11 protein-coding genes are annotated in these 12,063 nt (G+C 68.9%); 9 read left to right on the forward strand and 2 right to left on the reverse strand.

Annotated elements, in window-relative coordinates:
- Positions 1-12: 12 nt before the first annotated feature.
- Complete coding sequence (gene flhA, locus ACG3SL_RS19885; protein ID WP_448662874.1) at positions 13-2,052, forward strand: flagellar biosynthesis protein FlhA; 2,040 nt, start codon at positions 13-15, stop codon at positions 2,050-2,052.
- Entirely contained in the window at positions 2,049-2,816 is a 768-nt protein-coding gene (locus tag ACG3SL_RS19890; RefSeq protein WP_448662875.1) for a sigma-70 family RNA polymerase sigma factor, read from the forward strand. Before flhA ends, ACG3SL_RS19890 begins: the two co-directional genes overlap by 4 nt.
- Positions 2,817-2,860: 44 nt before the next feature.
- Here ACG3SL_RS19890 and ACG3SL_RS19895 read toward each other — a convergent pair whose 3' ends face one another.
- Complete coding sequence (locus tag ACG3SL_RS19895; protein WP_448662876.1) at positions 2,861-4,048, reverse strand: dipeptidase; 1,188 nt, start codon at positions 4,046-4,048, stop codon at positions 2,861-2,863.
- A gap of 166 nt (positions 4,049-4,214) precedes the next feature.
- Positions 4,215-5,033 carry a flagellin N-terminal helical domain-containing protein gene (locus ACG3SL_RS19900; protein ID WP_448662877.1) on the reverse strand — a complete coding sequence of 273 codons (819 nt, stop codon included), beginning with the start codon at positions 5,031-5,033 and terminating at the stop codon, positions 4,215-4,217.
- A gap of 218 nt (positions 5,034-5,251) precedes the next feature.
- On the opposite strand from ACG3SL_RS19900, the gene ACG3SL_RS19905 reads away from it, so the two are divergent.
- Genes ACG3SL_RS19905 through ACG3SL_RS19935 form a run of 7 tightly spaced genes read left to right on the forward strand, consistent with a single transcriptional unit; the run spans position 5,252 to position 12,040 of the window.
- Complete coding sequence (locus ACG3SL_RS19905) at positions 5,252-6,508, forward strand: sigma-54 interaction domain-containing protein (protein WP_448662878.1); 1,257 nt, start codon at positions 5,252-5,254, stop codon at positions 6,506-6,508.
- Positions 6,505-6,864 (forward strand): flagellar hook-basal body complex protein FliE, encoded by a 360-nt coding sequence (gene fliE / locus ACG3SL_RS19910; RefSeq protein WP_448662879.1) that lies wholly within the window; start codon positions 6,505-6,507, stop codon positions 6,862-6,864. Before ACG3SL_RS19905 ends, fliE begins: the two co-directional genes overlap by 4 nt.
- Position 6,865: 1 nt before the next feature.
- Positions 6,866-8,578 carry a flagellar basal-body MS-ring/collar protein FliF gene (gene fliF / locus ACG3SL_RS19915; protein ID WP_448662880.1) on the forward strand — a complete coding sequence of 571 codons (1,713 nt, stop codon included), beginning with the start codon at positions 6,866-6,868 and terminating at the stop codon, positions 8,576-8,578.
- Entirely contained in the window at positions 8,575-9,585 is a 1,011-nt protein-coding gene (fliG, locus tag ACG3SL_RS19920; protein WP_448662881.1) for a flagellar motor switch protein FliG, read from the forward strand. Before fliF ends, fliG begins: the two co-directional genes overlap by 4 nt.
- Positions 9,578-10,303, forward strand: coding sequence for a FliH/SctL family protein (locus ACG3SL_RS19925; protein ID WP_448662882.1), 726 nt, complete (start codon positions 9,578-9,580; stop codon positions 10,301-10,303). The genes fliG and ACG3SL_RS19925 overlap by 8 nt, the downstream gene beginning before the upstream one ends.
- Positions 10,297-11,625 carry a FliI/YscN family ATPase gene (locus ACG3SL_RS19930; protein WP_448662883.1) on the forward strand — a complete coding sequence of 443 codons (1,329 nt, stop codon included), beginning with the start codon at positions 10,297-10,299 and terminating at the stop codon, positions 11,623-11,625. The genes ACG3SL_RS19925 and ACG3SL_RS19930 overlap by 7 nt, the downstream gene beginning before the upstream one ends.
- Positions 11,618-12,040, forward strand: coding sequence for a hypothetical protein (locus ACG3SL_RS19935; protein WP_448662884.1), 423 nt, complete (start codon positions 11,618-11,620; stop codon positions 12,038-12,040). Before ACG3SL_RS19930 ends, ACG3SL_RS19935 begins: the two co-directional genes overlap by 8 nt.
- Positions 12,041-12,063: the final 23 nt, after the last annotated feature.

The following is a 12,063-nucleotide window of genomic DNA, read 5'->3' on the forward strand; positions in this document are numbered from 1 at the left end:
TTCGCGCCGGCCATGAAGAGCTTTTCCCTGCCCGGCGCGATCCTGTTGCTGGTCGCGCTGATGGTCGTGCCGATCCCGGCGTTTCTGCTCGACATGTTCTTCATCATGAACATCATGATCAGCCTGGCGGTGCTGATGGTCGCGCTCAATGCGCAGAAGCCGCTCGACTTCTCGGCCTTTCCCACGGTGCTGCTGTTCGCGACGCTGTTCCGGCTCGGCCTCAACGTCGCCTCGACGCGCGTCGTGCTGGTGCACGGGCATGAGGGCGAAGCGGCGGCCGGCCATGTGATTGAGGCGTTCGGCACGTTCCTGATCGGCGGCGACTATGTCGTCGGGCTGTTCGTGTTCGCGATCCTCATCATCATCAACATGATCGTGGTGACCAAGGGCGCGGGGCGCGTGTCCGAAGTGGCGGCGCGCTTCACGCTGGACGCCTTGCCGGGCAAGCAGATGGCGATCGACGCCGATCTCAACGCCGGGCTCATCACGCCCGACGAGGCCCGCGCCCGCCGCGCCGAAGTGGCGACCGAGGCCGATTTCCACGGCGCGATGGACGGTTCGTCCAAGTTCGTGAAGGGCGACGCGATCGCCGGGCTGCTGATCCTGGCGATCAACATCGTCGGCGGGCTGATCCTGGGCGTGGTCAGCCACCAGATGGCCGTGGGCGAGGCGGCGCAGACCTATGTCCTGCTCGCGATCGGCGACGCGCTGGTCGCGCAGCTGCCGTCGCTGATGCTGTCGATCGCCGCCGCCGCCATCGTCACGCGCGTTACCTCCAGCCACGACCTGGCGGGCCAGATCGGCAGCCAGTTCAACAGCGCCCGCACCTGGGGCCCGGTGGCGGGCATCCTGGGCCTGCTCGGGCTGCTGCCGGGGATGCCGCATGTCGTGATCCTCACCGCCGCCGCCGGCGCAGGCTTTGCCGCGTGGAAGCTCAACAAGATCGCCAAGCGCCCGCCGCCGCCCGCCGCAGCGCCCGAGCCGGTCGACCTGTCGCGCATCGGCTGGGAGGAAGTCACCGACACGATGCAGGTGATGCTCGACATCGGCTATGGGCTGGTGCCGCTGGTCGACGAGCGGCGCGGCGGCCCGCTGATGAGCCGGATCACGGGCGTGCGGCGCCAATTGTCCAAGGAACTGGGCTTCGTCGTGCCGCAGGTGCGCGTGCGCGACGACATCAACCTGCCGCCCTTCACCTATCGCATCGTCATCGGCGGCGTGGTGGCGGGCGAGGACAGCGTGTCGCCGGACGAGATGCTGGCGCTCGACACGGGACAGGCCGTGGGCAGCCTGCGCGGCAAGCGCGTGAAGGACCCGACCTTTGGGCTGGATGCCGTGTGGGTCTCGGCCGGGGATGCGGATGCCGCGACCGGCGCGGGCTATCTGGTGGTCGATCCGGGCACGGTGATGGCGACGCACCTGAACCAGGTGCTGCTCCAGAACGCATCGGACCTGCTCGGCCCCGACGAAGTCCAGGCACTGCTCGACGGGCTGAAGGAGCGCGCCGCTGCGCTGGTCGCTGCGCTGTGCCCCCAGCCGGTGCCGCTGACCACGCTGACCACGGTGCTGCGCGGGCTGCTGGCGGAGAATGTGCCGCTGAAGGAATTCCGCCGGATCGCTGCCGCGATCGCCGTCGCCGCGCAGCGCAGCCTGGATGCGGACGAGATCCTGGAGCTGATCCGCCCGGACCTTGGCCCGCTCATCATCCAGCGGCTGTGCGGCGTGCGCGAGCCGTTGCGCGTGATGACGCTGGAGGGGCAGCTGGAGGGCCTGCTGGGCCAGGCCGTCCGCTCCGATCCGTCGCGCCGCCACACGATCGAGCCCGAACTGGGCCGCCGCATCGCCGATGCGCTGCAACGCGCCGCCGCCCCGCTGATCGCCGATGCCAAGCCCTTTGCGCTGGTCGTCCAGCCCGCGATCCGCGTGGCGATGCGCAAGCTGGTGCGCACCGTGCTTCCCGACACGCCCGTGATGAGCTTCTTCGAAGTGCCCGAGGACAAGGCCGTCGAAGTCGTCGCGGTGGTCGGCGCGCCGGAGGCGCTGCCGGCATGACTGCTTCTCCGCTGAGGAAAACCGACGCCATGGCTTCTCTCGCCCCGATGCCGCTGACCTATGACCGCGCGCCCGCGCCGCGCCGCGATGCCGAGGCGCTGGTGCGCCGGCATTTGCCGCTGGTGCGGCGGATCGCGTGGCACATCCACGGGTCGATGAGCGCGATCGTCGAGGTCGAGGACCTGATCCAGATCGGCATGGTCGCGCTGATCGAGGCAGTCGCCGCGTTCGAGGATCGCGGGCAGGTGACGTTCGAGCAATATCTGGTCACGCGGCTGCGCGGCGCGATGATCGACGAGCTGCGCCGCCAGGCAACACTCACGCGCGGCGCGATGCGGCGCCGCCGCGCCTATCAGGAGGCGGTCGCCGCCCTGACCGGCACGCTCGGCCATGCGCCCGACGACGCCCAGGTCGCCGAGCGGCTGGGGGTTACCGTGGACAAGCTGCGCACCGATTATGCCAGCGCCGAGGCGGTCCGGTTCGATTCGATCGACGAGCTATACGCCGACGATTCGCCCTGGTTCATGTCCGACGAACCCAGCGCGTTCGACCAGCTGGCCGAGAGCGACCAGCGCGACGCGCTGATCGCGGCGATCGGCGAACTGCCCGAGCGCGAGGCGCAGGTGATCCAGCTTTATTATGTCGAGGAACTCAACCTCGAGGAAATCGGTCAGGTGCTGGGCGTGGGCGCGGCGCGCGTCTGCCAGATCAAGGCATCGGCGCACGGCCGGCTGAAGCGCGCGCTCCAGCGTCGGCTGGGCTGAGAGTCTGTTTGGAAATGCGCCATGGCGCATTTCCAGATTTGCTCTCAGCGGGCGGCGGCGTCCTCGGCCTGCTGGAGCAGGCGCAGCGCATTGCCGCTCCAGATCTTCGCGATGTCGCTGTCCTTGAACCCTTCCTTGCGCAGCCGTGCCGTGACCTTGGGCAACAGGCTGACGTCCTCCATCCCCCGCACGCCGCCGCCGCCGTCCCAGTCGGCGCCGATGCCGACATGGTCGACCCCCATCACGGCGATGGCGTGGAGCAGGCTCTTCATGAAAAGCTCGAAATCGGCCCCGGCATAGGGGTTGGCGGCGTCGGCCGCTGCCTTGTCCGCGATCAGCGCGCGTTGCGCCGCGTCGGACAGCGCCCACCAGTCGTCCTGCCGTGCGCTTACCTTTGAACGGGCCTCGTCGCGGTCCGGCGCGACCAGATAGACGGTGTTGATCTGCATCACGCCGCCGGCCCGCGCGAGCCGGCGCATACGTTCGTCGTCGAGGTTGCGGGGATGGTCGAAAATCGCCTTCGGCCCCGAATGCGACAGGATGATCGGCGTTTTGGACAGCGTCAGCAGCTGGTCGAACACCGCATCCGATGCGTGGCTGGCGTCGATCACCATGCCCAGCCGGTTCATCTCGGCCACCCATTGGCGGCCCAGCGGGCTCAGCCCGTTCCAGCGCGGCGTATCGGTGGCGCTGTCGGCGAACTGGTTGTTGCGGAAGTGCACCGGCCCCGCCATCCGCACGCCCAGCGCGTAGAAGGTCGCCAGCAGGCCCAGGTCCTCGCCCAGTGGGTAGCTGTTCTCGATGCTCTGATAGACGATGCGCTTGCCCGTCGCGGCGATGCGGGCGGCGTCGGCGGCGCGCGTGGCGAAGGCCATGGTGTCGGGATTGGCCGCGACCACGCGCTGGATCCAGGTGGCGCGCAGCAAGGCCGCGTCGCGCGCCTTGGCGAAGCCATCCGCCGTCAGTGGCCCCTGGCTGGTATAGATGACGAAGAAGCCGCCATCGAGCCCGCCTTGCTGCATCCGGGGCAAGTCGACCTGGCTCTTGTCGAAGTCGCGGTCGTGCCAGCGATCGAAGCGCCAGCCGGGGTGTTCGAACAGCTCGGGCGTGTCCAGATGCGTGTCGAGCACCAGCATCTGATCGTGCGCCAGCCGGTCGGCGGGGGACACCTGCTGCGCGGCGGCGGGCGCGGCGAGGGCGAGGAAGAGCGAAATCGGGAGGATCGTCCGCATGGCTGGGCTCCGCTGGATAGCCCCCTGCATGGGGCAGGCGGCGGCAAAGGAAAAGCCCCGGTGATCGCAAGGACCACCGGGGCTTCCTGCGCCCTCTGGCCAGGACCAGAAGGGAGCGCCCGGCCGCGGCGCCTGTCAGGGGGGTGACACCCCGACCGGCGTGCGCTTAGCGGAGCAGCGTGAGAACGCCCTGCTGGCTCTGGTTCGCCTGGGCGAGCATCGCGGTCGATGCCTGCGACAGGATCTGCGCCTTGGCCAGCGCTGCCGTCTCGGCCGAATAGTCGGCGTCTTCGATGCGGCTGCGCGCATCGCTGAGGTTGGCGACGTTCGAGGTGAGGTTGTTCACGACCGATTCGAGCTGGCTCTGCCCGGCGCCAAGGCTGGCGCGTGCGGTGTTGACGGTGGTGAGCGCGGTATCGAGCGTTTCCAGCGCGGACGATGCGTCGCCTGCGTCAGAAATGTCGATTTCGGCCACGTCGCCCAGGTCGACCTCGCTGAAGTCCAGCGTGACCGTGTCGGCGCTGGTCGAACCGGTCTGGATCGTCACGCTGCCGGCATCCCCTGCGTCGCCGGTGAACAGGTTGACGCCGTTGAACGTGGTGTTGTCGAGGATGCTGGTGATCTGGGTGGTGAGCGCCTTGACTTCGGTCTGGAGGTTGCCGCGGTCATCGTCCGAATAGGTGCCCGAAGCCGACTGGACCGACAGCTCGCGGATGCGCTGCAGCATGTTGGTCACTTCGCCCAGCGCGCCTTCGGCGGTCTGCGCCATCGAGATGCCGTCATTGGCGTTGCGGATGCCCTGGTTCATGCCGCGGATCGACGCGGTCATGGTCGATGCGATCGCGAGGCCGGCGGCGTCGTCCTTGGCGCTGTTGATGCGCTTGCCGGTCGACAGGCGCTCCATCGCGGTGGACAGCAGCTTGTTGGCGCTGCTGGAGGCGTTGGCGGCGCGCAGCGCAGCCGAATTGGTTCCGATAACAGTCATGTCTGTTCTCCATGCTTGCCGGCTTCCCGCGTCCCCCCTGAACGGGAGCCCGGAGCGGCCAAGCCAAGGAACGACCGCGCGGCGCGGGCCTTAAGCGAAAAAAATGGTCTTACACGCGCACGCGTAGACGCGCCCGGACCAGATTATGTGCGGAAAACTTAGGTTTACGCGGAATTAACCAGAATCGCGGCACACCAGAATCGAAGAGGGGGAATTCCATGCGCTCGATCGTCCCATCCGCGGCTGTGCTTCGGCAGAAATACGCACTGGTTTCGACGCTGAGGGCACAGGGGTTTGCTATCGGTTCGTGCGAACAGGGCAAACCGGGCAGCCACGACCTGTTCCTGGTCGCCGACGGCGAAGTGCCGCCTGCGTCCGCCCGCACCCTGATCCTGGGCGGCGAGGGGCGGCTGGCGGTGCCGTTCCGCGACGGCAATCCCGCCCGGCTTTCCTACCCGGCCGAAGACACGGCGATCGCCCACGGCTTTGCCAGCGCGATGGCGCGCGGCCCGTTCGAGCCGATCGCTGCCGATCCCGAGAGCCTGGCGCTGCTCGCGCTGGCCGAGCGCGTGGCGGCGTCCGACATCACCGTGCTGATCAACGGCCCCACCGGCACCGGCAAGGAAGTGCTGGCGCGGGCGATCCATGCCGGTTCGTCACGGCGCGACGGGCCGTTCGTTGCCATCAATTGCGCGGCGCTGCCCGAATCGATGCTGGAGGCGATGCTGTTCGGACACCAGAAGGGTTCGTTCACCGGCGCATCGTCGGGCGGGCAGGGTTTCTTCCGCGCCGCGAACGGCGGCACGCTGTTGCTCGACGAGGTCGCCGAGATGCCGCTCGCGCTCCAGGCGAAGCTGCTCCGCGCGTTGCAGGAGCGCGAAGTCGTGCCAATCGGCGGCACGATGCCAGAGAAGATCGACGTCCGCGTCATCGCCTGCGCCAATCGCGATCTGCACGCCGAAGTGGCGGCGGGGCGGTTCCGCGCCGACTTGTTCTACCGGCTGTCGGTGTTCCCGCTGGCGACCAAGGCGCTGGCGGAACGTCGCGGTGACATTCCGGCGCTGGCGGCGGCAATGGTGCTGCGCCACGCAGGCGAGCGCGCGACGCTGCCCTGGGTCTCGACCGAGGCGCTTACGGTTCTTTGCGACCATGACTGGCCGGGCAATGTCCGCGAGCTGGAGAATGTGATCCAGCGCGCGCTGTTGCTGTGCGCCGGCGACACGATCGAGGCGGCGCACCTGATCTTCGACCGGCCGGCCCAGCCCCGGCAGGAGCGCCCCGACACGCTGAGCAACATCGTCCAGATGCACGAATTCCAGGCGATCCGCGAGACGCTGGCCGAATGCAACGGCAGCCGGATCGAAACGGCGCGGCGGCTGGGCATTTCGGAGCGCACGCTGCGCTATCGGCTCGCCAAGGCCCGCGAACAGGGCGAGGAGATCGATCCGGTCCCTAGCCGGGCGGTGTCGGCATGAGCGGCGTGACCGGCCCCGGCGGCGCGATGAGCGTGGATCGGGTGATGGCTCTGCGCGCGCAGATCCTGGAGCGCAACCAGGCACTGGCCCGCGCGAACCAGGCGCCGGCGGCGGCCCCCGCGACCGAGAGCAAGCCGGCGGACTTCACCGCCGCGTTCAAGGACGCATTCGCGCAGGTCAACCAGTCGCAGAGTGAAGCGGGTGCGCTGTCCGACGCCTATGAGCGCGGCGAGACGATCGACATCGCCAAGGTGATGCTGGCCCGCCAGCAGGCGTCGGTCGGCTTCGAGGCCACGCTGCAGGTCCGCAACAAACTTCTGTCCGCATACAAGGACATCATGAGCATGCCGGTCTGATATGAGCACCAGCCTCACGCCCACGGAATCGTCGCCGCTGCCCGCAGCCGTCGATCGCCTCGCCGCCCCGCTACGGCAGGTGGGGGACATGTTCGCCCAACCCGCCATCAAGCGCGCGCTGCCCTTGCTGTTCGTCGTCGGGCTGGTCCTGGCGGGGCTGCTCGCCTGGTCGATGGTGGCGACGTCGCCGCAGCGCATCCTGTTCGCCAATGTCAGCGACGCCGACAAGGCCGCGATCACCAGCGCGCTGGACGGTGCCAACATCGCCAGCGCGATCGACAATTCGGGATCGATCACCGTCGCCGAGGACGATTACCACAAGGCGCGGATGCTGCTCGCGGCGCAGGACCTGCCCAAGGCGCATCCCGGCGGCTACCAGATCCTCGACCAGCTGCCGATGGGCGTCAGCCGCGCGGTGGAGGGCGAGCGCCTGCGCCAGGCGCGCGAGACCGAGCTGGCGCGATCGATCGAGGAAATCGATTCGGTAGCCGAGGCGCGCGTGCACCTCGCCACGCCCGAGGCTTCGGCATTCGTGCGCGACAAGGCGCAGCCTTCCGCCAGCGTGATCCTGAAATTGCAGGTCGGCCGCACGCTGGGCGATGCGCAGGTGCGCTCGATCGTCAATCTGGTCGCGTCGTCGGTGCCGGGCATGACGCCCGAATCGGTCACGATCGTCGACCAGATGGGCGCGCTGCTCTCCAAGTCGGGCAGCAATGGCGGTGCCGCCGGCGACAGCCGCATCGACTTCCAGCGCCGCGTCGAGGAAAAATACCGCACCCAGCTGAGCCAGCTGCTGACGCCGCTGGTCGGCGCGGGCAATTTCACTGCCGAAGTGCAGGCGGATATCGACCTGGACGAGAATCAGGCCACGCGCGAAAGCTATGACAAGGAAGGCGCGGTCGTGCGCGCCGAACAGGGGGCATGGACCGGCACGTCGAAGGACGGTGCAGCGCTGCCTGGCGGCATCCCCGGCGCACTGTCGAACACGCCGCCACCCGCCAGCACGATGGTGGCCCCCAACCAGCAGCCGCAGCCGGCTGCCCCGGGCACTGCGCCCGCCGCCGCGCCTGCCGCGCCGGCCCCGCAACAGAAGCAGACCGACAGCTTCACCCGCACCTATGAAACCGGCAAGCAGGTATCGGTGACTCGCGCGATGCCGGGCAGCGTCAAGCGCCTGTCGGTCGCGGTGCTGCTGCGCGAGGAAGCGGGCAAGCCGCGCGGTGCAGTGGAAATCAGCCAGATCAACCAGCTGGTCCGCGCGGCGGTGGGCTTCGACCCCAATCGCCAGGACCAGGTGACCGTGGTCAGCCGCAAATTTTCGCCCAATCCTGCGCCCGAACTGCTCGACCAGCGGCCCTGGTACGAGGCCCCCTGGGTCGCGGTGGCGGCGCGCAACGGCACTGCGCTCGTGATCGCGCTGCTGGTGCTGCTGATAGGCGTGCGCCCATTGGTAAAGGGCATGTCACGCAAGCGCGAGGCACCGTCGAGCCGGCCTGCGCTGGCGATGGGCGCGCCCGAGCGCCCCGAGTTCGCCGGCGCAGCCGAGGCAACGGGCACTGCGCCGGTCGAGCCTGCCCGCGTCAGCATCGACATGCTCGAGACTCGCGGCAACAGCTATGACGAGCGCGTCGGGCTGGTACGCGGCTTCACCCGCGACAATCCCGCGCGCGCCGCGCTGGCGGTGCGCGACATGATCAAGGCGGATGCGCAATGAACATGATGCGCACCTTCAACGGCACCGAACGCGCCGCCGTGCTGATGATGCTGGTCGGCGAGGAAGAGGCCGCGGCGATCCTGCAGAAGCTGGACCCGGATGAGGTCCGGCTGCTGGGCAAGGCGATGTTCACCGTCGCCGACGTGACCGAGGCCGAAGTCGAGCAGGTGCTGGACGATTTCGTGTTCAAGGCGCGCGAGCGGACCAGCGTGCAGTTCGACCCGGCTCCCCGGATCGAGGGCATATTGCACCGCGCGCTTGGTGCGGATCGCGCCGAAAGCGTGCTGTCGCGCATCCTGCCGGCACAGGCGGCGGCCGGGCTGGAACTGCTACAATGGTTCGAGCCGGACGAGATCGCGGCGATGGTGGCGGACGAACACCCCCAGATCGCAGCGGTGCTGCTCGCGCATCTGGACCCCGATGTCGCGGCGCAGGTGTTCGATCACTTGCCCGACGCGGTGCAGCCCCAGATCTTGCGCCGCATCGCGCGGCTGGGCCCCGTGCCGCCCGAGGCGATCGAGACGCTGCGCACGATGCTAAAGAACCGCGCCGCCACGGCAAAGGCGCCGCGCGGCGTCCAGCTGGGCGGCACGCGCGAGGCGGCCAAGATCCTGTCGGGCGCGCGCAAGATCACCGAGCAGCGCGTGATGCCCAAGCTGGCGAAGATCGACCGCGAAGTCGCCCGCGCGATCGAAGAGGCGATGTTCGTGTTCGACAATCTGCTGGAGCTGGACGACAAGAACCTGTCCACGCTGATCCGCAGCATCGACAGTGACGTGCTGGTCAAGGCGCTGAAGGGCGTCGAGGAGACGGTGCGCAATCGCTTCCTCGGCTGCATGTCCAGCCGCGCCGCCGACGGCATTCGCGACGAGATGGAGGCGCGCGGCCCGATGAAGCTGGCCGAAGTGCTCGACGCGCAAAAGACGATGATCGGCGTGGCGCGCGGGCTGGTGAAGGATGGGACGCTCCAGATGCCGGGCAAGGGCGGCGACGAAGAATATGTCTGATTTCGAACCGGGTTTTGCAGGACGCATCCACGCGGCCGAGGCAGTCCTGCACCGTGCCTTTGGCGCGGGGGAAGGCTTTGCGCCGACCGAGGTCGGGACCATCGGACGGCAGGCGTTCGAGGAGCCGGCGCCGACGCCGCGCCATTTCGCGCCCGCCGATCCGACCACCAACCCGACGGAAGGGTGGGACCCGTTCGAGCCCGAGATCCAGCCGGGCCACGGCGCATTCAGCGATCCGATCGCCAGCGCCCATGCCGCAGGCTTTGCCGAAGGGCATGCCGCCGCGCTGCTCGAAATCGCCGAGGCCAAGGCGCGCGAAACCGCACTGCTCGATCAGGTATCGGCGGCGCTGGCGCAGAACGCGCATTTTGATCGCGAACGCATGGCGGGGCATCTGCGCCAGACCGTGCTGCATCTTGTGTCCCGCATGGTCGGCGAAATGGGCGTGGCGCCCGACATTCTGGCCGCGCGCATCGCCGCCGCCGTGGACCTGCTGGCCGACAGCGCCGAATCGGCGCTGCTGCGGGTGCACCCGGACGATGTGCCGCTGCTCAAGGGCCGGATGCCGGTAAACATCTTTCCCGTCGGCGATCCGCATGTCGCGCGCGGCGCCTTTGTCATCGAAAGCGCATCGACAATCGTCGAGGACGGCCCCGATCTGTGGCTGGAGCAACTGGCGCAGGCGATCGATCGCGTGCCGATCCCGCCCCTATGCTGAATCGTTTTCCCGAGCTGTATCTGGGCGAACTGGGTGCGCAGGACTTCCTGCCCCGACCCAGCGTGTCGGGGCGGCTGTCGTCCTATGACGGGTTGTTGATGGAGGCGGTCGGGGTGTCGCTGCCGGTGGGCACCGTGTGTGCGATCGGCACGGGCGAGGCATCGGTCGAGGCCGAGGTGATCGGCTTTCGCGGCGGCAAGACGCTGATGATGAACCTGGGCGGGCCTGCGGCGCTGCTGCCCAACGCCCCCGTGCGGCCGATCGGTGCGCCCGGCGAGGCCGAAGTGGGCGCCGCGCTGCTGGGCCGCGTGGTGGACGGGGCGGGCAAGCCGATCGACGGGCTGGGCCCCATCCGGGGCGCCGGGCGCTGGCCGCTGGCGGGCAAGCTCCAGTCGCCGCTGGATCGCGGGCGCGTGCTTCAGCCGATGGATGTCGGCGTGCGCGCGATCAACGGGCTGCTGACGATCGGGCAGGGACAGCGCGTCGGCATCATGGCGGGATCGGGCGTCGGCAAATCGGTGTTGCTGGGCATGATGGTCCGCGCCGCCGAGGCCGATGTGGTCGTCGTCGGGCTGATCGGCGAGCGCAGCCGCGAAGTCGCGGACTTTCTGGAAACCAAGGTGGCCGGTGCGGCGCGGGCGCGATCGGTGGTGGTCGCGGTGCCCGCCAACCATTCGCCGGTGCTGCGCATTCGCGGCGCACTGCGCGCCACGGCGATTGCCGAGGCGTTTCGTGCCGAGGGCAAGAAAGTGCTGCTCATCATGGACAGCCTGACTCGCGTCGCCCATGCCGGTCGCGAGATCGGGCTGGCGCTGGGTGAACCGGCCAGCGCGCGGGGCTATCCCCCTTCGGCCATTGCCATGCTGCCCAGCCTGATCGAGCGCGCGGGCACCGATGTGGCGAGCGGCGGATCGATCACCGCGATCTACACCGTGCTGGCCGATGGCGACGACGGGAACGATCCGGTCGTCGATTCGGCGCGATCGATCCTGGACGGGCATATCGTGCTGAGCCGCAGCCTTGCCGAACGCGGCGTCTATCCCGCGATCGACTTGGGGCCCTCGGTCAGCCGCGTGATGACCGACATTGCCGCGCCCGCGCATATCCATGCCGCCCGCGTGCTGCGCCGGCATCTGGCGACCTATGAGGAAAATCGCGACCTGGTGCTGATGGGCGCCTATCGCCCCGGCGCCGATGCGGAGATCGACACGGCGATCGCCTGCCACGGCGCGATTCTGGAATATATCCGCCAGGGCGCGGACGACGTCGTCAGCCTGGGCGATGCCGTGGCCGAGCTGACCGGCGTGTTCGGCGATGGCTAGAAGCCCCAAGAAGCTCGACCGGCTGCTGCGTGTCCGCACGCTCCAGCTCGACCAGGTGCGCAGCGAGGAAGCGCGGGCGCGGGCGCGCTTCGATCAGGAGGCGGCGCTGTCGCAGCGGATCGCGTCGCTCGCGGCCTCGGTCGCGCCGGTACAGGGCATGGCTGCGACCAGCGCATTGTCGCTGATGGCGGCGGCGCAGTATCGCGACCGGCTCCACCAGTCCGCCGACGCCGCCGCGCGGCGTGTCGCCGTTGCGGAACAGGGGCTGGAGGCCGCGCGCGCCGCCACGATGGAGGCCCGGCGCGACCAGAGCGCGATCGAGAAGCTGATCGACCGCGAGGCCCGCGACGCCGCGCTGCGCGCCATCCGGGCGCTGGAGGCGCTGCCGCCCTCGTCGAGAAAATCGGCACGATAGTTGCTGAATGCCCGGCGACATGT

The organism is Sphingomonas degradans (assembly GCF_053502645.1).

What these genes read in the sequence shown, in the direction of transcription:
- flhA (WP_448662874.1), top strand. Translation starts at nt 13, where the DNA reads ATGAAGAGCTTTTCCCTGCCCGGCGCGATCCTGTTGCTGGTCGCGCTG.
- ACG3SL_RS19890 (WP_448662875.1), top strand. Translation starts at nt 2,049, where the DNA reads ATGACTGCTTCTCCGCTGAGGAAAACCGACGCCATGGCTTCTCTCGCC.
- ACG3SL_RS19895 (WP_448662876.1), bottom strand. Translation starts at nt 4,048, where the DNA reads ATGCGGACGATCCTCCCGATTTCGCTCTTCCTCGCCCTCGCCGCGCCC.
- ACG3SL_RS19900 (WP_448662877.1), bottom strand. Translation starts at nt 5,033, where the DNA reads ATGACTGTTATCGGAACCAATTCGGCTGCGCTGCGCGCCGCCAACGCC.
- ACG3SL_RS19905 (WP_448662878.1), top strand. Translation starts at nt 5,252, where the DNA reads ATGCGCTCGATCGTCCCATCCGCGGCTGTGCTTCGGCAGAAATACGCA.
- fliE (WP_448662879.1), top strand. Translation starts at nt 6,505, where the DNA reads ATGAGCGGCGTGACCGGCCCCGGCGGCGCGATGAGCGTGGATCGGGTG.
- fliF (WP_448662880.1), top strand. Translation starts at nt 6,866, where the DNA reads ATGAGCACCAGCCTCACGCCCACGGAATCGTCGCCGCTGCCCGCAGCC.
- fliG (WP_448662881.1), top strand. Translation starts at nt 8,575, where the DNA reads ATGAACATGATGCGCACCTTCAACGGCACCGAACGCGCCGCCGTGCTG.
- ACG3SL_RS19925 (WP_448662882.1), top strand. Translation starts at nt 9,578, where the DNA reads ATGTCTGATTTCGAACCGGGTTTTGCAGGACGCATCCACGCGGCCGAG.
- ACG3SL_RS19930 (WP_448662883.1), top strand. Translation starts at nt 10,297, where the DNA reads ATGCTGAATCGTTTTCCCGAGCTGTATCTGGGCGAACTGGGTGCGCAG.
- ACG3SL_RS19935 (WP_448662884.1), top strand. Translation starts at nt 11,618, where the DNA reads ATGGCTAGAAGCCCCAAGAAGCTCGACCGGCTGCTGCGTGTCCGCACG.